Annotated in this window: 16 protein-coding genes; 11 read left to right on the forward strand and 5 right to left on the reverse strand. The window is 57.6% G+C overall.

Annotation, left to right across the window (positions count from 1 at the left end; translation table 11 throughout):
- Positions 1-45 precede the first annotated feature (45 nt).
- Positions 46-573 (reverse strand): GNAT family N-acetyltransferase, encoded by a 528-nt coding sequence (locus AB8846_RS03815; RefSeq protein ID WP_370732085.1) that lies wholly within the window; start codon positions 571-573, stop codon positions 46-48.
- 132 nt (positions 574-705) lie between these two features.
- Here AB8846_RS03815 and treZ point away from each other — a divergent pair, with 132 nt between their 5' ends.
- The 3 genes from treZ to glgX are packed head-to-tail and all read left to right on the forward strand — an operon-like array spanning position 706 to position 7,049.
- Complete coding sequence (gene treZ / locus AB8846_RS03820; protein ID WP_370732086.1) at positions 706-2,493, forward strand: malto-oligosyltrehalose trehalohydrolase; 1,788 nt, start codon at positions 706-708, stop codon at positions 2,491-2,493.
- Positions 2,490-4,958, forward strand: a complete 2,469-nt coding sequence (gene treY / locus AB8846_RS03825; RefSeq protein ID WP_370732087.1) for a malto-oligosyltrehalose synthase — start codon at positions 2,490-2,492, stop codon at positions 4,956-4,958. Before treZ ends, treY begins: the two co-directional genes overlap by 4 nt.
- A gap of 15 nt (positions 4,959-4,973) precedes the next feature.
- Positions 4,974-7,049 carry a glycogen debranching protein GlgX gene (gene glgX / locus AB8846_RS03830; RefSeq protein ID WP_370732088.1) on the forward strand — a complete coding sequence of 692 codons (2,076 nt, stop codon included), beginning with the start codon at positions 4,974-4,976 and terminating at the stop codon, positions 7,047-7,049.
- Between the two features lie 2 nt (positions 7,050-7,051).
- On the opposite strand, the gene AB8846_RS03835 is transcribed toward glgX, so the two are convergent.
- On the reverse strand, positions 7,052-7,597 hold the full coding sequence (locus tag AB8846_RS03835; RefSeq protein WP_023311843.1) for a winged helix DNA-binding protein: 546 nt from the start codon (positions 7,595-7,597) through the stop codon (positions 7,052-7,054).
- A 199-nt stretch (positions 7,598-7,796) separates the two neighbouring features.
- On the opposite strand from AB8846_RS03835, the gene AB8846_RS03840 reads away from it, so the two are divergent.
- The 3 genes from AB8846_RS03840 to AB8846_RS03850 are packed head-to-tail and all read left to right on the forward strand — an operon-like array spanning position 7,797 to position 10,507.
- On the forward strand, positions 7,797-8,519 hold the full coding sequence (locus AB8846_RS03840) for a DUF969 domain-containing protein (protein ID WP_032657020.1): 723 nt from the start codon (positions 7,797-7,799) through the stop codon (positions 8,517-8,519).
- Positions 8,516-9,502, forward strand: a complete 987-nt coding sequence (locus AB8846_RS03845) for a DUF979 domain-containing protein (protein ID WP_370732089.1) — start codon at positions 8,516-8,518, stop codon at positions 9,500-9,502. The genes AB8846_RS03840 and AB8846_RS03845 overlap by 4 nt, the downstream gene beginning before the upstream one ends.
- A gap of 9 nt (positions 9,503-9,511) precedes the next feature.
- Positions 9,512-10,507, forward strand: coding sequence for a DUF2891 domain-containing protein (locus AB8846_RS03850; RefSeq protein WP_370732090.1), 996 nt, complete (start codon positions 9,512-9,514; stop codon positions 10,505-10,507).
- 68 nt (positions 10,508-10,575) lie between these two features.
- Here AB8846_RS03850 and AB8846_RS03855 read toward each other — a convergent pair whose 3' ends face one another.
- Positions 10,576-11,979: an MFS transporter gene (locus AB8846_RS03855; protein WP_370732091.1), complete on the reverse strand. Its 1,404-nt coding sequence runs from the start codon at positions 11,977-11,979 to the stop codon at positions 10,576-10,578.
- A gap of 117 nt (positions 11,980-12,096) precedes the next feature.
- On the opposite strand from AB8846_RS03855, the gene AB8846_RS03860 reads away from it, so the two are divergent.
- A complete protein-coding gene (locus tag AB8846_RS03860; RefSeq protein ID WP_370732092.1) occupies positions 12,097-13,002 on the forward strand; it encodes a LysR family transcriptional regulator in 906 nt (301 codons plus the stop codon).
- 3 nt (positions 13,003-13,005) lie between these two features.
- Here the strand turns inward: AB8846_RS03860 and AB8846_RS03865 are convergent, their stop codons facing one another.
- Positions 13,006-14,460, reverse strand: coding sequence for a Cu(+)/Ag(+) sensor histidine kinase (locus tag AB8846_RS03865; RefSeq protein ID WP_370732093.1), 1,455 nt, complete (start codon positions 14,458-14,460; stop codon positions 13,006-13,008).
- Positions 14,450-15,133 (reverse strand): copper/silver response regulator transcription factor, encoded by a 684-nt coding sequence (locus tag AB8846_RS03870; RefSeq protein ID WP_121423768.1) that lies wholly within the window; start codon positions 15,131-15,133, stop codon positions 14,450-14,452. Before AB8846_RS03870 ends, AB8846_RS03865 begins: the two co-directional genes overlap by 11 nt.
- Positions 15,134-15,295: 162 nt before the next feature.
- Here AB8846_RS03870 and AB8846_RS03875 point away from each other — a divergent pair, with 162 nt between their 5' ends.
- The 4 genes from AB8846_RS03875 to silA are packed head-to-tail and all read left to right on the forward strand — an operon-like array spanning position 15,296 to position 21,464.
- On the forward strand, positions 15,296-16,681 hold the full coding sequence (locus AB8846_RS03875; protein WP_370732094.1) for an efflux transporter outer membrane subunit: 1,386 nt from the start codon (positions 15,296-15,298) through the stop codon (positions 16,679-16,681).
- Between the two features lie 28 nt (positions 16,682-16,709).
- Entirely contained in the window at positions 16,710-17,051 is a 342-nt protein-coding gene (gene cusF, locus AB8846_RS03880) for a cation efflux system protein CusF (RefSeq protein ID WP_370732095.1), read from the forward strand.
- Between the two features lie 11 nt (positions 17,052-17,062).
- Entirely contained in the window at positions 17,063-18,313 is a 1,251-nt protein-coding gene (locus AB8846_RS03885) for an efflux RND transporter periplasmic adaptor subunit (protein ID WP_370732096.1), read from the forward strand.
- 10 nt (positions 18,314-18,323) lie between these two features.
- Positions 18,324-21,464 carry a Cu(+)/Ag(+) efflux RND transporter permease subunit SilA gene (gene silA / locus AB8846_RS03890; RefSeq protein WP_370732131.1) on the forward strand — a complete coding sequence of 1,047 codons (3,141 nt, stop codon included), beginning with the start codon at positions 18,324-18,326 and terminating at the stop codon, positions 21,462-21,464.
- Positions 21,465-21,477 lie beyond the last annotated feature (13 nt).

Here is a 21,477-nt window from a genome sequence, read left to right on the forward strand (position 1 = left end):
GAAAGCGTAATGAAATTCGATGACAGAAATATGAAGGCTGCGTTGCTAGACCAGCATGTAATACCAGAACAGGGCGACTTCGTCTTTTTCCGGTAAGGCGTTGTAGAGAAAGCGATCGTATCCGCCCAGGGTGAACCCGTAGTTACGGTAGAACAGACAGGCAGAGACGTTCACATTTTGTGTTTCAAGCCGTAATCCCGGCGCGTTTACGCTGCGAGCCCAGACGTGTGCGGCGGCCATCAATTTTTGTGCGGCGCCGGTTCTGCGTTTTGTACGCTCAACGGCAATATAATCCACTGAGATAAATTTATTCCAGCCAATTGAAGCGGTAATAAATCCGGCTATTTCACCGTCATCCGTTTCGGCGATAAGAAATATGGCGTTCGGATTAACGCATTGGTTTTCAAGGGTTTGAATGTCGAGTTCGTAGGTTTTAATCCAGGGCTCGGTGACGGCTTCGATATGCAAATCACAGTGGATAAAGGGCTCTCGCGCAATGTGGCTAATGGTGAAAGAAAAGTCACAGCATTCGAGACGTACGAGGTCAGTATTTAATCCTTTTCGAATCTGCATAATTTTCCCGGTAGTGAGTTATTTCATAAAGAATAGACGAAGCGGTTAAATCCGCTGGGCTAACACACTTTCAATCCTGAACTAAGCTTGTACTTCGTTCCGCGTAAAATGTGGGTCATTCGAGGACAATGAATGGAATTCAGGACATTTCAAAAGCAGTGGGGTGCTGAGTTTATTTCCGATGACGTAGTACGTTTTCGCGTCTGGGCAGAAGGACAGAAAGAACTTACGCTACGTCTGGCTACCGCCGACGTGCCGATGACGGCAACCGGCGACGGCTGGTTCCAGGCAGATGTACCCGGCGTTACGCACGGTGCAGAATACCAATTTGTTCTTCAGGACGGCATGACGGTGCCCGATCCTGCCTCGCGCGCGCAAAAGGGCGAGGTTAACGGCCCCTCCGTCGTAATCGATCCCCGGCGCTATCAGCCACTCAACCGGGACTGGACAGGGCGGCCGTGGGAAGAGACGGTTATCTATGAACTGCACGTTGGCACCTTTACCCCGGAGGGCACCTTTCGGGCGGCCATCGACAAGCTGCCGTATCTGGCAGAGCTCGGTATTACCCAGCTTGAAGTAATGCCCGTCTCCCAGTTCGGCGGAACCCGCGGCTGGGGGTATGACGGCGTATTGCTGTATGCCCCGCACGCCGCCTACGGCACCCCGGAGGATTTCCACGCGCTTATCGACGCGGCGCACGACCTTGGGCTTTCCGTGGTGCTGGATATCGTGCTTAACCACTTCGGCCCCGAGGGAAACTATCTGCCCCTGCTGTCGCCCGGTTTTTTCGATGAGGATCGCACCACGCCCTGGGGTAACGGCATCGCCTATGAGCGGGAGCCGGTGAGGCAATATATTACCGACGCACCGCTTTACTGGCTGACGGAGTATCGTCTGGATGGGCTACGTTTTGATGCCATCGACCAGATTAAAGACGCCTCCGGGACGCACATTCTTGAGGAAATTGCAGAGAAGATCCGCGAGGCGATCCCGCACCGTCACGTTCACCTGACCACGGAAGACAGCCGCAACGTGATTTTCCTGCATCCGCGCGATGAGCAGGGCAACACGCCGCTGTTCACCGCCGAGTGGAATGATGACTTCCACAATGCCGCCCACGTGTTTGCCACCGGCGAAACGCACGCCTACTACCAGGATTTTGCCTTTGAGCCGGAGAAAAAGTTTGCCCGGGCGCTGGCGGAAGGCTTTGTCTACCAGGGCGAGATTTCGCTGCAAACCGGTGAATCCCGCGGGGTGGAGTGCCACACCCAGCCGCCGCAGTTCTTCGTCGATTTTATTCAGAACCACGATCAGACCGGGAATCGCGCCCAGGGCGAGCGGCTTATCACCCTTGCGGGGGCCGGTAAGACGCGGGTGCTGCTTGCCGCGCTGCTGCTTTCCCCCCATATCCCGCTGCTGTTTATGGGCGAGGAGTTTGGGGAAACGCATCCGTTCCTGTTCTTCACCGATTTTCACGGCGATCTGGCAAAGGCGGTGCGGGAAGGGCGCGCAAAAGAGTTTACCGGCCACGCCGGGCACGATGAAACCGTCCCGGATCCGAATGACGTGAACACCTTTGTTCGCTCAAAGCTCGACTGGAATAAGATTGCCACCGACGAAGGCAAAACGTGGCTGCGCTTCACGCGCCACCTGCTGACGCTGCGTCATCGCCATATCGTTCCGCTTCTGCGTCATGGCGGCAACGTTCAGGGCAAGGTGATCAAGACCGCGCCCGGCATGGTGGCGGTGAGCTGGCGCTTCCCGTCCGGGACGCTCTCTCTGGCGCTGAATATCAGCAATAAGCCCGCCGTGCTGCCCGATCTCGCGGGTGAGACGCGCTTCGCCTGGCCGGAAGTCACTGACGTTTTACCGCCGAACGGTATTGTCGTTCGCTTTGCTGATGGAGAAGCATCGTTATGATCCCTTCCGCCACGTACCGTATTCAGTTCCGTAATGGCATGACGTTTGACCGCGTTGCGGCGCTGGTGCCGTATCTGAAAGATCTTGGTATCAGCCACCTCTACGCGTCGCCCGTGTTTACCGCCACAGCGGGTTCTACCCACGGCTATGACGTCACCAACCCCAATGAAATCGACCCCGCAATCGGCGGACGAGAGGGGTTTGACCGCATGGCCGCAGCGCTTAGGCAGGCCGGTATGGGGCTGATTCTGGACATTGTTCCTAACCATATGTCGACCTCGCTGGAAAACCCCTGGTGGCGGGATGTGATTGAATACGGCCAGCAGAGCCGCTATTTCCGCTACTTCGATATCGACGGCTCGCGCCCGCTAACGCTACCGTTCCTCGGTGACACCTTTGAAGCGGAGCTGGAGAAGGGGGCCATCACCCTAAAACGTGACACTGTCACCAAAAAGGCCGCGCTGGTCTACTATAACGTCGAGTATCCGCTCAATCCGGGTACGTACAGCGAGGATAAGAGCGTCGCTGAACTGCATGACGCGCAAAGCTGGCGGCTGATGTCCTGGCGGGAAGCGCCGAAGCAGCTCTCGTGGCGGCGCTTCTTTGAGATCACCGGGCTGGTCGGCGTTCGGGTTGAAGATGACGCGGTCTTCGACGATTCGCACCGGCTGATCCTGGAGCTGGTTCACGCGGGCGTGGTGGACGGCCTGCGCATTGACCATGTCGACGGCCTTGCCGATCCGCTGGGCTATCTGCAGCGCCTGCGGCAGGAAGCCGGACCCGACTGCTACATCACGGTTGAAAAAATTCTCGCCAGGGGAGAACAGCTCCCCGCAGACTGGCCGATCTCCGGCACCACCGGCTACGAGTTTATCGCTTCGCTGGCGGAAGTGCTGGTCGACGACGCGAATCTGCCGCGCCTGGAGAAAATCCACGACGAGACGCTGGGGAGCACGGTCGATCGCCACGCCGAGCTGCGCGATGCCAAAGGCCTGATGACCGACCGCAATTTTGAGGGCGAATTCACCACGCTGCTTAACCTTGCTGACGATCTGGCCCGCCGCAATGAGGTTGCGCTGCCGCGCGAGGAGATCCGCCACGCGCTGCGCGAGCTGCTTATCGCCTTTCCGGTCTATCGCACCTACGGCACCCGGGAGGGATTAACCCCGCCGGACGTGGCGCTGCTCAACCGCGTGGTCGCCAGCGTGGAGACGTCTGAAGCGGCGCTGAGCCTGATTGTGCGCATTCTTACCGGCGACCTGCCGCAAGCGTGCCGCGAGTCCGCCGCGCTTTTCAGAACCCGCTTCCAGCAGCTAACCGGGCCGCTGATGGCGAAGTCGGTGGAGGACACGCTGTTCTTCCGCCATAACCTGGAGCTGGCGCTCAATGAAGTGGGCGCCGACCCGACGCCGCGCGCGTTTTCATTATCCCGTTTCCACCAGGAGATGCGCATTCGTCTCGCCCGTCAGCCCGACGCGCTGCTGGGCACCTCCACGCACGATACCAAGCGCGGGGAAGATGCCCGGGCGCGCCTCTACACCCTGACGGAGGCGCCGGAACGGTGGGGTGAAAACCTGGCCCGCTGGCGACAGATGAACCAGACCCAGGTGCGTTTTCTCAATGACGGTACCGCGCCTAACGCCGCCGATACCTGGATGATCTATCAGGCGCTGGCGGGAGTCTGGCCCGCCGCGCAATCACCGGACGACGCCGAAGGGCTTAAATCACTGGAAGAACGTTTTCTTGGTTTCCTCGAGAAAGCGCTGCGCGAGGCAAAACAGCGCACCGACTGGATCGACAGCAACGAGAGCTATGAGAGCGTGGTGTTGAGCTACGCGCGGCACCTGCTTTCGCCGGACAACACCCTGTTCCTGCATGATTTCAGCGAGGCGATGCAGCCTTTTATCCAGGCCGGGCTGATGAACAGCCTCAGCCAGACGGTGATCAAGCTGACGGCTCCCGGCGTGCCGGATATCTATCAGGGCAGCGAGGCGCTCAACTTTAGCCTCGTCGATCCGGATAACCGACGGGAGCCGGATTTCCCGACCCTGGTGCACAGCCTCAGCGCGGCGGATGCCACGGTGTTTGACAACCCGGCCTGCTGGCGAGACGGGCGCGTTAAACAGTTCGTCACCGCCACGCTGCTGCGGCTTCGACCGCATTACGCCGCGCTTTTCCGCTACGGCGACTGGCTGCCGCTTAAGGTCAGCGGCGCGCGCGAGGATAACCTGATTGCCTATGCGCGCGTTAAGGACGACGAGGCGCTGATTGTTGCCGTGCCGCGTCTGGTTTTTGGTGTCAACGGCAACGAAACGCTGTGGGTTAATACCACGGTAGCGATACCCGACGAACTGGCCGGGAAGCGCTATCGGGATCTGTTCAGCGGTGAAAGCCGCATTCTGCAAGAGACGCTGGATTTAACGTCAGAAAAGGGATGTGTACTGGTTCTGCTTACCTGCGAATAATCGTGGAGAACGAAAATGGCAAAGGATACTACGTTTGAAATTCGGGCCGGTCATGGCCAACAGTTGGGTGCTAATTATGACGGGAAGGGAGTCAACTTCGCGCTGTTCTCCGCTCACGCTGAGCGGGTGGAGCTCTGTCTGTTTGACCCGTCCGGGAAAACCGAAATCGCCCGGCTGGAGCTGCCCGAATATACCCATGAGGTCTGGCACGGCTATGTACCCGACCTGAAGCCCGGCGCGCTGTACGGCTATCGCGTCTACGGCCCCTACGATCCGGAAAACGGTCATCGCTTCAACCCGCATAAGCTGCTTATCGACCCCTACGCCCGCGAACTGGTGGGCGATATTGACTGGAACGACGCCCATTTCGGCTATGAGCTGGGGCATGATGAACTGGACCTCAGTTTTGACACGCGCGACAGCGCGCCGTTCACGCCGAAATGCAAGGTCATCGACCCGGACGCCTTTGACTGGCAGGACAACAGCCGGCCCAACGTGCCCTGGCCGCATACCGTTGTCTATGAGAGCCACGTGAAGGGCTTTACCCAGATGAACCCGGCCATTCCGCCCGAGCTACGCGGAACGTTTGAGGGGATGGGGCATAAAGCCTCGGTCGACTACATCAAGAGTCTTGGCATTACCTCGGTGGAGCTGCTGCCGGTTCACTGGTTCCCGGACGACCAGCATCTGCTAGACCGTGGCCTGAAGAACTTCTGGGGCTATAACACGCTCGGCTTTTTTGCTCCGGCGTCGCGCTATTACGGCCCGGCGGGGATCCAGGGCTTTCGCGACATGGTACGCGCGTATCACGATGCGGGCATCGAGGTGATTCTGGACGTGGTGTACAACCACACGGCGGAAGGAAATGAGCTTGGCCCCACGCTCTCGTTCAAGGGGATTGATAACTACAGCTATTACCGTACCCTGCCGGACCAGCATCGGTACTACATCAACGACACCGGGACGGGAAACACGGTCAATACCTCGCACCCGCGCGTGCTGCAGATGGTGATGGATTCGCTGCGCTACTGGGCGGAGTCGATGCATATTGACGGTTTTCGTTTCGACCTGGGGACGATCCTGGGCCGCGAGCCGGAAGGGTTTGACCCGCGCGGCGGTTTCTTCGACGCCATATCGCAGGATCCGGTGTTATCGAGACTCAAGCTGATTGGCGAACCCTGGGATATTGGCCCCGGCGGGTATCAGGTCGGCGGTTTCCCGCCGGGCTGGGGCGAGTGGAACGATAAGTACCGCGATACCGTCCGCGAGTACTGGAAGGGGGACAACGTCTCCACTGATTTTGCCGCGCGTCTGCTCGGCTCCGGCGATCTGTACGACCTGCGCGGGCGTCGTCCGTGGGCCAGCGTCAACTTCATCACCGCTCACGACGGCTTTACGCTGAATGACCTGGTGTCGTACAACGAAAAGCATAACGCCGACAACGGCGAGGACAATAACGACGGGCATAACGATAATCGCTCGTACAACTATGGCGAAGAAGGGCCGACGGAGAACCCGGATATTATTGCCACCCGCGAACGGCAGAAGCGTAATTTCCTGACCACGCTGCTGTTTTCCCACGGCACGCCGATGCTGCTGGCGGGGGACGAGTTTGGCCGCACGCAGAAGGGCAACAATAACGGCTACTGCCAGGACAGCGAGATCTCGTGGATCGACTGGAAGGGGTTATCCGAAAACGACGCCGCGCTGCACGAGTTTACACGACGGCTCATTGCCCTACGCGCATCGCAGCCGTTATTGCGTCGTGAAAGCTGGCGCGACGGGCTGGAGATCCGCTGGTTTAATGCCGGAGGCGGTCCGCAGCAGGCCGAGCAGTGGGATGAGGGCTCGACGCTCGGGGTCTCCATCAGCAGGCCGGATCTCAGGCAGGAGGACGGCATCTGGCACGACGTGCTGATGCTGTTCAACCCGTTTGAAGGCACCGTGCCGTTCCAGATCCCGCAGTTTGGCGAAGGGGGATGGGTGCTGGAACTGTCTACGGCAGATGACGCTGCCGCCGGGACAGCGATCACCGACACCGTAGAGTACGAACTGGCTGGACGCAGTATTACCCTCTTCAGACGACCTTAACTTTAGAGTGATGCCGCCGCGCGAGCGGCGGTGTCATACAGGGAGGAGATCGTGCGTAACAGCTGCGCGGTCTCGCCAATGGACTTCCCGGCAATGCCGCTCTCCGCGTGGATTGCGATCAAACACGCCTCCCGCACGTCCCGGTACTTCATGCACAACGCTTTCCCTTCCTCGGTGGTGGAGAAAAAGAGCTCTTTGCCCGCTTTCTCGCTCGTCACGTAGCCCGCTTTGACCAGCTTTTTCAGGGCGTAGGTCACCACGTGGGTATCTTCCACATTGAGAACGAAACAGATATCGGCCAGCTTTTTCTTGCGGTCGCGGTGGTTCACATGGTGCAGCAGCGAGACGTCAAAGGCGCCCATATCGGGCTCGCCGGCTGCGGTCATGCAGCGCACCATCCATTTATTGAACGCGTTGCTGGTCATGATCAGCGCGTACTCCAGCTCTGACAGTTCCGCGCAGCGCTCGGACACCAGATGGCGGGAAGATACGATCCGGCCATCGTTGATATCGTCGCGATCGGGTGAAGCACTCTTTTTCGAGGTCATAACGTTCCTTAGCCAGAAATGTAAACTCATCGATAAAATAAGAACATTTTATTGATAATTTGTTTACATGTTTTTGAGGTTCAGATATAGCTTTTTAGCGCAGGTTTTCCGAAACCTGACGAAAAACACAACATCGCTCGCCGCAAATTAAAAAAATAGCCGTCGGCGCGCAACGCTCACTTTGGATAGGGTAAACGTTATGGACGGTACTACGCTGTTGCCGCTGATCGGGATACCGATCGTGGTTATTGGTTTTGCGCTGCGCTTCAACCCGCTGCTGGTGGTCGTGGTGGCGGGGCTGGCGACGGGACTGCTGGTCGGTATGGATTTCGGGATGCTGCTGGAGACCTTTGGCGAAAAGTTCGTGAATAGCCGATCGCTGGCGACCTTCATTCTGATCCTGCCCGTGATTGGTCTGCTGGAATATTACGGGCTCAAGGAGCGTGCCCAGGCCTGGGTGGCGAAGATCGCCAGCGCCACCTCGGCGCGTATTCTGATGCTCTATTTTGTCGCCCGTGAAGGTACCGCCGCGCTGGGGCTGATGTCGCTGGGCGGTCATGCCCAGACGGTGCGCCCGCTGCTGGCCCCGATGGCCGAAGGGGCGGCGCTGAACGAATACGGCGAGCTGCCGCAGCACATCCGCGACAAAATCAAAGCCCATGCCGCCGCGTGTGACAACATCGCGGTCTTCTTTGGGGAAGATATCTTTATTGCCTTTGGCGCGGTGCTGCTGATCGACGCGTTCCTGAAAGAGAACGGTATTCCGGGCATCGAACCGCTGCATATTGGCCTGTGGGCTATCCCAACCGCCATTGCGGCATTAGTTATTCATATGACGCGCCTGCTGCGTCTGGATGCCAGCATCCGCCGCGACGTCATGGCCTGGCGTGCAGAGCAGGGTAAACAGGAGGTGGCGCAATGATGACGCTTATCACCATTAACCGCGTGTACTACCTGATCGGCTTCGTCGTGATGCTGCTGGTTGTGATGACCCTGCGCGATCGCGCCAATCCGAAGCGTTTTACCACCGCGCTGTTCTGGTTTTTATTCGGTGGGATCTTCCTGTTCGGCGACCTGATGGTGCAGGAGCTGGGTAAATCCCTGGCGTACCGGATTATCGGCGGCGGCGTTATCGCTATCGCGCTGCTGGCGGGTTTTGGTCTTGTCGGGAAAGGGCACTATGAAATGTCCACCGAAGACGAACGGCTCGCTTCGTCAGACCGCCTTAACAACTGGCTGTTCCTGCCCGCGCTGATGATCCCGGTGGTGACGGTGATCGGCACCCTGTTCCTGAAAGGGGTTTCGGTTGGCGGCGTGTTCCTCCTCGATCAGAAACAGCTCACCCTCGCGGCGCTGTGCGTGGCCTGCGTCGCGGCGATCCTCACCGGCTGGTGGCTGACCAAAGGCACGCCGCTGCACGCCATTCGTCAGTCTCGTCGTCTTGTCGATACCATCGGCTGGGCGGTGATCCTGCCGCAGATGCTGGCCATGCTCGGCGGCGTGTTCGTGGCGGCCAATACCGGTGATTCGGTACAGAAGGTGGTGAGCCTGTTCGTTAACCCGGATAACCGCTTCATGCTGGTGGTGATTTACTGCGTGGGGATGGCGCTGTTTACCATGATCATGGGCAACGCGTTTGCCGCCTTCCCGGTGCTGAGCGCGGGGATCGCCTTGCCGTTTTTGATCAACGTGCATCACGGCAACCCGGCGCCGCTGCTGGCGATTGGCATGTACGCGGGCTACTGCGGCACGCTGATGACGCCGATGGCCGCGAACTTCAATATCGTTCCCGCCGCGCTGCTGGAGCTGAAAGACAAATATCAGGTGATCAAGATCCAGATCCCGACCGCGTTAACCCTGCTGGTGGTGAACGTGTTCCTCATGTATTTCCTCGTGTTTCGCTAAGGAGCTGTTATGGAATTAACGCAACATCAGGCTGACGCGTTTGCCCGCATGCCTTTGACCTATTTGCGCCAGGAATACCCGAACCACATCATGCATCTGCTGAATGATGATGGCGACGTGCTGCCGCCTCGCGAACTGCACCCGATTTTCTACGGCTGTTTCGACTGGCACTCGGCGGTGCACGGCTACTGGCTGCTGCTGCGCTGCGTGCGCCTCTATCCCGAACTGCCGAGCCGGGACGCGGTCGTCGCGCTTTTCGACGAGCATTTGACGGAAGAGAACGTGGCGAAGGAGCAGGCCTATTTCACCGCGCCGTTCCGCGCCTCGTTTGAGCGCCCGTATGGCTACGGCTGGCTGCTGGCGCTGGCCCAGGAGCTGAAGCAGTCGTCGCTGCCGCAGGCCGCAGGCTGGTACCGGACGCTTGAGCCGCTAACCCAGGATATTCGCAACAGGCTGGTGGATTACCTCAGCAAGCTCACCTATCCGATCCGCGTCGGGACGCACTACAACACCGCGTTTGCCCTCGCGCTGGGGCTGGACTATGCACGAGCCGTGGAAGATAGCGCGCTTGAGCAGGCGATTGTGACGGCGGCGGAGCGGTTTTATCTCGCCGACACGCGCTATCCGGCGCACTACGAACCCGGAGGTGATGAGTATATTTCCGGTGCGCTGACGGAAGCGCTGCTGATGAGCAAGGTGTCGGAGGGCTTCCCGGCCTGGTTTGACGCGTTTCTGCCGGATGTCGGCTCCGTTGCGGCGCTGATGAACCCGGCGGAAGTGAGCGATCGTACCGACCCGAAAATCGCCCATCTCGACGGATTAAACCTCAGCCGCGCCTGGTGCATGAAGCATATTGCCAAAGCGCTTCCCGCTAACCATCCGGCGCAGCAGGCGCTGCGCGAGGCGGTGACGAAACACCTGACGGCAAGCGTCGAGCATGTTGTCGGCAGCCACTACAGCGGCGGGCACTGGCTGGCGAGCTTTGCGCTGCTGGCGCTGGAGTAAACAAACGAGTCGTCTTTTTTGCCGGGTGGCGCTGCGCTTACCCGGCCTACAAAACTACACCGGGCGAATCAGGCCGATGCCCGAACCGCAGGGCGCAGCCTGCTCAGGCTAAACAACACCGACCCCGTCGAGGCGATGACGGCTATCCACAGTGCAACGTGGATGGCATGTTGATGGTCCCACCCCGTCGTCGCGGCCAGCAGCACGCCCACCGCGGCGGCACCGAGACACTGGCCGAACGTCCTGACGATAGACAACACGCCGGAGGCATAGCTGGCATATTCCCGCGCCACGTTAGAGAGCATTTCCCGGTTATTGGGGCTCTGAAAGCAGCCAAACCCAATCCCGCAAACGAGACTGCGCAGGCAGATATTCCATGCGGAAGGGCTGTCCGGCAACGTCGCCAGCAGGACCAGCCCACCGACAAAAATCATCAGCCCGACTGTCGAGATCAGCGGCGCGGAAATCGTATCTGCCCAGCGTCCCGCATGCGGCGCAATCAGCACGATGCCGATCGGCCACGGGGTGAATAGCAGCGCGGAGACCACCGGGCTGTAGCCATACACGCTCTGAAACAGGAACGGCAGCGCGACAAAGGTGATGCCCTGACTGACAAACGAGGCCAGCGAGGTCAGGGCAGCGAGGGTGAAGCGTCCGTTTTTAAACATGACGGGCGGCAGGATGGGACTTCGCGCTCGCCGTATCCGCCAGATAAAGGCGATGGCGCTGACCAGCGTGAGAAGCCCCCAGCCGACGGCCTCCTGGCTAATGTGTTGCGTCACGCGCTGAAGGCTGTCGGCCAGCATAATCGCTGAGCCTAACAGCGCGGCGGAGAGCACGGCGCCAGGCGCATCAAAGGATGAGCGGTCAACGGCCGATTCCCGCGGCAAGGCGCGCCACGCCAGCAGCAGGGCAACACTGCCCGGAATAATGTTAATGGCGAACAGCCACTGCCAGCTCAGCGCGTCCAGTATGGTTCCGCCCAGCACGGGGGCAACTGCCGTGCTGGAGGCGATAAGCAGGGCGTGCAGCCCCAGAATGCGGCCAAGCAGTCGACCCGGAAAAACGGATCGCAGGATCGCCGGGGCGATACTCAGCGTGGCCGCGCCGCCGATGCCTTGCAAAATACGCATGCCGATCAGCATTTCTGGCGTGGTCGCCAGCGCGCAGCCGATCGAGGTGAGCGTAAAGGTGGCAAGCCCGGCAAGAAACACCGGGCGATAGCCCACGCGCGCCGCCAGCGCTGCGAAGATGGCTAGCGTCATTGCCGCTGACAGCAGGTAGCCGTTGGCGAACCAGACCGCCACGTTTGCGGGGACCTGCATCGCCCTTGCCATGGAGGGCAACGCGATGTTGATCATGGTGCCGTCAAAGACGCCCATCAGCGTGGTGGTCATGACGGCGGCCATCACCCTGGCGCGTTCGTGCCCGGGTAAACCTTCATCGCCGGGCTGGTTTGAAAATAGCGTCATCGTCGTTACTCCGGATAAAAATAGTGATGACGAAACTATAATCATGCGGTATACAGGGCGGAAGACGCATCAGCTGCACTTAATCGTTGCATTTAACGCCTTATCTGAGGAGCCATCGTGTCCGATCCTGACTTTAACCTTCTGGTTGCACTCGACGTTCTGCTCGCAGAAGCCAGCGTGGCGGGCGCGGCGCGGCGTTTGAACCTCAGCACCTCCGCCATGAGCCGCACCCTGAGCAGGCTGCGGGAGGTGACCGGCGATCCTATTCTGGTGCGGGCCGGGCGTCATATGGTGCTGACGCCCTGGGCCGAAGCCACGCGGGATCGCGCCAGAAGCGCCGTGCATGAGGCGAGGGCGGTGCTTCAGCCCTCCACCGACGCGCTGAAGGTGGAAAATCTCGAGCGGCTGTTCACCATCAGAGCCAACGACGGTTTTGTGGTGGCGTTTGGACCACTGCTTATTGCGGCGGTGGCGAGCGTGGCGCCCGAGGTGTGCATCCGCTTCTCCCCGAAACCTGAAAAAACGTCGCGTTATTTGCGCGAGGGGCTTGTCGACCTGGAGATCGGCGTGCAGAGCAATATGGGGCCTGAAATACGGCTGCAAAGGCTCTTTCAGGATCGGTTTGTTGGCGCGGTGCGCAAGGGGCATCCGCTGTCATCACAGCCTGACGTCAGCCTTGCCGATTATGTCGCGTGGGGCCACGTGGTGGCCTCACCGGACGGATCGTTACACGGGTTTGTCGATGACGCGCTGGCGGAACGGGGGATGAAGCGCAAGGTCGCCAGCGTGGTGCCCGGATTTCCGACGGCGCTATCCGTGGCGCTGGCGTCCGATCTGATTGCGATGGTGCCGGCGCTGTACCTGCTCAATCAGCCGATGAACGAGCGCGTGCACGTCTTTGAGCTGCCGTTTAAAACCCGGACCATTACGGTGTCACAGATGTGGCATCCGCGCATGGAACGGGACCCGGGGCATCGATGGCTCAGGGAAAAGGTACTGGAAGTGTGTAGGCCCGTGCGCTGACGCTCAGGCCGCTTTTCCCGGCACGGAGAGGATGAAGCGTGTCGATATCGCATCCGATTCCACGCGGATTTTTCCATGGTGCGCGGTGACGATGGACTTCACGATGGCAAGCCCGATCCCGCTGCCTTCGCCTTTGCGCTGTCTGGACGGATCGACGCGATAGAAACGGTCAAACAGCTTTGCCAGATGTTCCTGAGGGATCGGCGTACCGGGATTTTCTATCATCAGTTCAACGTTGTTATCCTGATTTCTGAGTGAGACCGTCACCGTTTTGCCTGCTGGCGTATAGCGCAGGGCATTGGAGAGCAGATTATTCATTGCTCTTCTGAACATCTGAGGATCGCCTTCTATCAGGCAGGGCATCCCGTTAAATTTCAGCGTGATGTTGCGTTCTTCCGCCCAGGCTTCGAAGAATTCGAAGACTTTCAAAACCTCCGCACTTAAATCAAACATCACCCGGTCAGGGATCAGCTGGTTATTATCCGCCTGCGCCAGAAAAAGCATGTCGCTGACCATCCGGGTCATCCGGTTGTACTCTTCAAGACTGGAATAAAGAACATCTTCCAGCTCTTTCTGCGAGCGGTTCTGGCTCAGCGCGATTTCCGTTTGCGTCACCAGGTTGGTGATGGGCGTTCTGATTTCATGCGCGATATCGGCGGAAAAATTCGCCTGACGGGTAAAGACATCTTCAATCTTTTCGATCATATGGTTGAAGGAGATGACCAGCTGTTCCAGCTCAACGGGTACGAGAGACGGCTCCAGCCGCGCATCCAGGTTTTCTGAGGTGATATTTTTAATGGCGTTGCTGACGTTACGCAGGGGCAAATGTCCCTGACGAACCGCAATGCGGATGACAAGAATAATCAGCAGGCTGATCGCCGCGGCAATCATCAGGAGATTCTTTTTCAGCGCCTCCAGGTAGTGCAGATGAAAATTAATGGAGAGTCCAATCAGCATAACGTAGTTCTGCGTTTTGCCCTGCAGCGTCGCCGTTCCTGAAGAGGCGATAATCCGGTACGTTTGCATGTTCATGTCGGACCCGGCGTGCACAGGCGTGGCAGGGCCTTCAACCGTCCAGTGAAACACATCCTGTGTGCGACAGTGTTCGCTAAAATCCGCCGTGTTCATCGCAGGGCGCAGTGCCGCCCCTTGCGCCGAGCTGAACAGCGTATTTCCCTGCGGATCCAGGAGCAGGACGGCTACGCTGCGGTAGCCGGCGATCGACTCTTTGATCTTGCTGATTTTCTTTTGATCGGGGTCGGTGGACGATCGCAGTATGCGGTGCATCGTAGTGCTGATTTGCTGCAGATCGTTGATATCCTGCTCGGCGAAATGCTTTTCAACGGAATGGAGCATAAACCAGGTAAAGGCGAAAAAGGCCAGTATCGTGGAGAGACTGATAAAAAAGGTCAGCCGCAGGGCAAGAGAAAAGGGGCGCCTGGGAAGCTTAACGTGCATCCGGTACCTCCAGCATATAGCCCACGCCGCGCACCGTCTGGATCAGCTTCGGTTCATAATCGTTATCGATTTTCGCGCGAAGCCGCTTTACCGCCACATCTATTGCGTTTGTGTCGCTGTCAAAATTCATGTCCCACACCTGGGAGGCAATCAGGGAGCGGGGAAGCACCTCTCCCTGATGACGCATGAAAAATTCCAGCAGGCTAAACTCTTTGCTGGTTAACAGGATGCGACTTCCGGCCCGGCTTACCTTTCTCGACACGAGGTCAACCGTCAGGTCTGCCACCTGAAGCTGGCTTTCCGCGATCACAGTATTTCCGCGTCTTAACAGCGTCCTTACCCGAGCGAGCAGCTCAGCAAAGGCGAAAGGCTTAATCAGATAATCATCAGCGCCCAGCTCAAGCCCTTTAACCCGGTGTTCAATCGTGCCGAGAGCCGTGAGTAACAGGATGGGCATCCCTTTGCCGCCTGAGCGGAGCATGCGGACAATGTCCCAGCCGTTCACATCGGGCAGCATGATATCCAGAATCAGCAGATCGTATTCAGCGGTCATGGCGAGATGGTAGCCGTTCAGGCCGTTATCCGCGTGGTCCACAACAAACCCCGCTTCAGTCAGCCCCTTACTCAGGTACTCACCGGTTTTAATTTCGTCTTCGACGATCAGTATTTTCATCATGCTCCCCTGACTGGCTGCTGATGACATTCTAGTGAGCCTGCGACCGTTAACAATGACTTACGCTAAAAATGACAACATTGTCATTATCCTGTCACCCGTCAAACAGGATGCATTCCGTAGAGTAGCCCTAAAACTACTCTGGACTTCATTTAAACCGTTATGTTCCTGTTAAAACGACTAAGCATCAGCACGGTATTTATTCTGGCAGGCTGCGTCTCGCTGGCCCCAGAGTACCAGCGACCGGAAGCGCCTGTACCCCAGCAGTTTTCGCTCTCCCGTAACGGCCTGACGCCCGCGGCGGCGGGGTATCAGGACACCGGCTGGCGACGCTTTTTTGTCGATCCTCAGGTTGCGGGGCTGATTACGGAAGCCCTGAATAACAATCGCGATATCAAAATGGCCGCCCTGAAGGTCGAGGAAGCCCGGGCGCAGTTCAACGTGACGGATGCAGATCGTTATCCTCAGCTGAATGCCTCCTCGGGCATCACGTACAGCGGCGGGCTGAAAAGTGACAAACCCACCACGCAACAGTACGACGCGGGCATTGCGCTTAGCTACGAACTCGACTTTTTCGGCAAGCTGAGGAACATGAGTGATGCCGACCGACAAAACTTTTTCGCCAGCGAAGAGGCCCGTCGCGCGGTGCATATCCTGCTCGTCACTAACGTTTCTCAGAGCTATTTCAACCAGCAGCTGGCGTATAAACAGCTGCGCATTGCGCGGGATACGCTGACAAATTATCAGCAGTCTTATGCGTTCGTTGAGCAGCAGCTGGTGACGGGCAGTACGAATGTCCTGGCGCTGGAACAGGCCCGGGGACAGATCGAAAGCACGCGGGCAGATATAGCCAAAAGAGAGGGGGAGCTGGCGCAGGCCAATAATGCCCTGCAGCTGGTCCTCGGCACGTATCGCGCGCTGCCGGGCGACGGCGGCATGAACGCCAGCGACGTCGCGCCGGTAAAACTGCCTCCCCACCTTTCCTCAGCGATACTGCTACAGCGCCCGGATATTATGGAAGCGGAGTATCAACTTAAAGCGGCCGATGCGAATATCGGCGCGGCGCGTGCTGCTTTTTTCCCGTCTATATCACTCACCAGCGGGCTTTCAACCGGCAGCACGGAGTTGTCCAGCCTGTTCACGTCAGGGAGCGGGATGTGGAATTTTATTCCTAAAATCGACATTCCCATTTTTAATGCGGGCAGGAATAAGGCCAACCTGAAGCTGGCCGAAATTCGCCAGCAGCAGTCGGTTGTGAATTACGAACAAAAAATTCAGTCCGCCTTCAAACAGGTTGCCGACGCGCTCGCGCTGCGTGACAGCATTAACCAGCAGCTTGCTGCGCAACATCGGTATCTTGATTCGCTACGCATTACTCTGCAGCGGGCCAGAGGGTTATATTCCAGCGGTGCGGTCAGCTATATCGAAGTGCTTGACGCGGAACGTTCTCTTTTCTCCACGCAGCAAAATATTCTCGACCTTATTTATGCCCGGCAGGTTAATGAAATTAATCTCTTCACCGCGCTCGGCGGCGGTTGGGTCGAATAACGTTATTTAATTAAACAGGAAAATAAACATGCGCAATTCACTTAAGGCTGTTGTATTCGGTGCCATCTCCATTGTGTTTTCTGCCGGTATCCAGGCTGAGGTTCATCAGCACGAGGGGATGAGTTCTGCCAGCGAAGGGACCACAGAGCCGCTCATCACCGGGACCGGCATCGTGAAGGACATTGATCTCACGAATAAAAAAGTCACGATTTCTCATGAAGCCATTCCGACGATTGGCTGGCCCGCGATGACCATGCGTTTCACCTTTATTCAGGCTGACGAGAGTATCAATGCCTTAAAAGTCGGCAGTCACGTTGATTTTTCGTTTGTTCAGCAGGGCAATATCTCTTTACTGAAGAGCATTAAATAGCGAGAAACGGCATGGCCTCATTAAAAATAAAATATGCTGCCATGGTTGTCAGCAGCCTTATTGCGGGAGGGCTGATCTCGGTGACGGCATGGCAGGCGATTCATTCATCTGAAAAAACGGAAAATAGCGCACCAGAAAGAAAGGTGCTTTTCTGGTATGACCCGATGAAGCCAGACGTTAAATTCGATAAGCCCGGCAAATCGCCGTTTATGGATATGGATCTGGTACCGAAATATGCGGATGAAAACGACAATAAAAGCAGTGCCGGTATCCGTATTGACCCAACACAGGTTCAGCACCTGGGATTAAAAACGCAAAAGGTGACGCGCGGAACGCTGAATTATGCCCAGACGATCCCGGCCAACGTCAGCTATAACGACTATCAGTTTGTGATTGTGCAGGCGCGCGCGGAAGGCTTCGTGGAGAAAGTGTACCCGCTGACGACGGGCGATAAGGTGAAGAAAGGCACGCCGCTTATTGATATTACCATTCCTGACTGGGTAGAGGCGCAGAGCGAGTTTCTGCTGTTATCCGGCACCGGCGGAACCCCAACGCAAATAAAAGGGGTTCTGGAACGGCTTCGGCTGGCGGGTATGCCGGATGAGGATATTCAGAGGCTGCGTGCGACCCGCACTATCCAGACCCGGTTTACCATCAAGGCGCCGATCGACGGAGTGATCACGGCCTTTGACCTGCGTACCGGCATGAATATTTCCAAAGATAAGGTGGTGGCGCAAATTCAGGGGATGGATCCGGTCTGGATCGGCGCGGCAGTACCTGAATCCATTGCTTATCTGCTGAAAGATACCTCACAGTTTGCCGTTTCGATACCGGCTTATCCGGATAAATCCTTCCCGGTTGAAAAATGGAGTCTTCTGCCGAGCGTGGATCAAACCACCCGTACGCTGCAGGTGCGCCTGCAGGTCGCTAACAAGGATGAGCTGCTGAAACCGGGCATGAACGCGTACCTGAAGCTGAATACCCAAAGTCAGGAAATGCTGCTGATCCCCTCCCAGGCCGTTATCGATACCGGCAATGAACAGCGCGTGATTACGGTTGATGCGGACGGGAATTTTGTCCCGAAAAGGATCCACGTTCTGCATGAATCTCAGCAGCAGTCCGGCATTGGTAGCGGACTGGAAGAGGGGGAGTCGGTAGTGGTCAGCGGTCTGTTCCTGATTGACTCGGAGGCCAATATTACCGGCGCGCTGGAGCGCATGCGTCACGCTGAAGCTGCTGACGGCGCGCATTCTGGCCATTAAGGAGACGATGATGATTGAATGGATTATCCGGCGGTCTGTCGCCAACCGTTTCCTGGTCATGATGGGGGCGCTGTTTCTCAGCATCTGGGGGGCATGGACCATTATCAACACCCCGGTCGATGCCTTGCCCGACCTCTCTGACGTTCAGGTGATTATCAAAACCAGCTATCCCGGCCAGGCTCCGCAGATTGTCGAAAACCAGGTGACCTATCCACTCACTACCACCATGCTCTCGGTTCCCGGCGCAAAGACCGTGCGCGGTTTTTCGCAGTTTGGTGATTCGTACGTGTACGTCATTTTTGAAGACGGAACCGATTTGTACTGGGCCCGTTCGCGCGTGCTGGAGTATCTGAACCAGGTTCAGGGCAAACTGCCCGCTGGCGTCAGTTCTGAAATCGGTCCTGATGCCACCGGCGTGGGCTGGATATTTGAGTATGCGCTGGTGGATCGCAGCGGAAAACACGATCTCGCAGAGTTGCGCTCATTGCAGGACTGGTTCCTGAAATTTGAGCTGAAAACGATCCCGAACGTGGCCGAAGTAGCCTCCGTTGGCGGCGTGGTGAAGCAGTATCAGATCCAGGTCAATCCGTTAAAACTGGCTCAGTACGGCATTAGTCTGCCGGAGGTTAAGCAGGCCCTTGAGTCGTCTAACCAGGAGGCAGGGGGATCGTCAGTTGAAATGGCGGAAGCGGAGTATATGGTCCGGGCCAGCGGTTATCTGCAGACGATGGACGATTTCAATAACATCGTCCTGAAAACCGGAGAGAACGGGGTACCGATTTACCTTCGCGATGTTGCCCGCGTACAAACGGGGCCGGAAATGCGGCGCGGTATTGCCGAGCTGAACGGGCAGGGAGAAGTTGCGGGTGGCGTGGTGATCCTGCGTTCGGGCAAAAATGCGCGTGAAGTCATTACGGCGGTGAAAGATAAGCTGGAGACGCTGAAGGCCAGCCTGCCGGAAGGCGTCGAGATTGTGACCACCTACGATCGCAGCCAGCTAATCGATCGGGCAATCGACAACCTGAGTTCCAAGCTGCTCGAAGAGTTTATCGTGGTGGCCATCGTCTGCGCCCTGTTCCTGTGGCACGTTCGCTCTGCGCTGGTCGCGATTATCTCTCTGCCGCTTGGCCTGTGTATCGCCTTTATCGTCATGCATTTCCAGGGGCTGAACGCCAATATCATGTCGCTGGGAGGCATTGCTATTGCCGTCGGCGCGATGGTGGATGCCGCTATCGTCATGATTGAAAACGCGCACAAACGGCTGGAGGAGTGGGATCACCAGCATCCGGGAGAGCAGATTGATAACGCCACGCGCTGGAAGGTGATCACCAACGCCTCTGTCGAGGTTGGCCCCGCGCTGTTTATCAGCCTGCTGATCATCACCTTATCCTTTATTCCTATCTTTACCCTTGAGGGCCAGGAAGGGCGGCTGTTTGGTCCGCTGGCCTTCACCAAAACGTACTCCATGGCGGGTGCGGCCGCGCTGGCCATCATCGTTATCCCCATCCTGATGGGGTTCTGGATCCGGGGTAAGATTCCCGCTGAGACCAGTAACCCGTTGAACAGGCTGCTGATTAAAGCCTACCATCCGCTACTGATTAAGGTGCTCCACTGGCCAAAAACAACCCTGCTGGTTGCGGCCTTGTCCATCTTCACGGTGATCTGGCCTCTCAGCCAGGTGGGCGGCGAGTTCCTGCCGAAGATCAACGAAGGCGATCTGCTGTATATGCCATCAACATTGCCGGGTGTTTCTCCGGCAGAAGCAGCGGCGCTGTTACAGACCACGGACAAGCTCATCAAAACCGTGCCTGAGGTGGCCTCTGTTTTCGGCAAGACGGGTAAGGCCGAAACGGCTACGGATTCCGCGCCGCTCGAAATGGTGGAAACCACGATTCAGCTCAAACCTGAGGATCAGTGGCGACCCGGCATGACGATTGACAAGATTATTGACGAGCTCGACAAGACCGTTCGTTTGCCCGGCCTGGCGAACCTCTGGGTACCGCCGATCCGTAACCGGATAGACATGCTTTCCACCGGGATCAAAAGCCCTATTGGTATCAAGGTGTCGGGTACCGTTCTGTCGGATATCGACGCTACGGCGCAGAGCATCGAGGCCGTTGCCAAAACGGTGCCGGGCGTGGTGTCTGCCCTGGCTGAACGTCTGGAGGGTGGGCGCTACATTGATGTCGATATCAACCGGGAAAAAGCCTCCCGCTACGGGATGACGGTGGGCGATGTGCAGCTCTTTATCTCCTCGGCCATCGGCGGGGCGACGGTGGGTGAAACGGTGGAAGGCGTCGCCCGATACCCGATTAATATTCGCTATCCTCAGGACTACCGGAACAGCCCGAGCGCGTTGAAGCAGATGCCTATCCTCACCCCGATGAAGCAGCAGATCACGCTGGGTGATGTTGCGGATATCAACGTGGTTTCCGGCCCCACGATGCTAAAAACGGAGAATGCCCGACCTGCGAGCTGGATTTATATCGATGCCCGCGGCAGGGATATGGTGTCGGTGGTGAACGACATTAAGACGGCCATCAGTCAGAACGTAAAGCTGAGACCGGGCACCAGCGTCTCATTCTCCGGACAGTTTGAGCTGCTCGAGCACGCCAACAAGAAACTGAAGCTGATGGTACCGATGACGGTGATGATCATCTTCATTCTGTTGTATCTGGCGTTCCGTCGCGTGGATGAAGCGCTGCTGATCCTGATGAGTCTGCCGTTCGCCCTGGTCGGGGGAATATGGTTCCTCTACTGGCAGGGCTTCCATATGTCTGTCGCAACCGGCACAGGTTTTATCGCTCTGGCCGGGGTGGCGGCAGAATTTGGGGTGGTCATGCTGATGTATTTGCGTCATGCCGTTGAGGCACAGCCGGCGTTATCCCATCGGGAAACGTTCATCGAACAGAGGCTTGATGACGCCCTTTATCATGGCGCCGTGCTGCGCGTGCGGCCAAAGGCAATGACCGTCGCGGTAATTATTGCCGGTCTTCTGCCCATTCTGTGGGGGACCGGTGCAGGGTCAGAGGTCATGAGCCGGATAGCGGCGCCCATGATTGGCGGGATGATCACGGCGCCGCTGCTATCGCTGTTTATTATTCCTGCGGCGTATAAGTTAATTTGGCTGCGCAGGCATAAAAAGCCATAAAAAAAACCGCCAG

Origin of the sequence: Enterobacter sp. KB-221C9, from assembly GCF_041320715.1 — a bacterium.
Taxonomy (GTDB): Bacteria; Pseudomonadota; Gammaproteobacteria; order Enterobacterales; family Enterobacteriaceae; genus Enterobacter; species Enterobacter asburiae_D.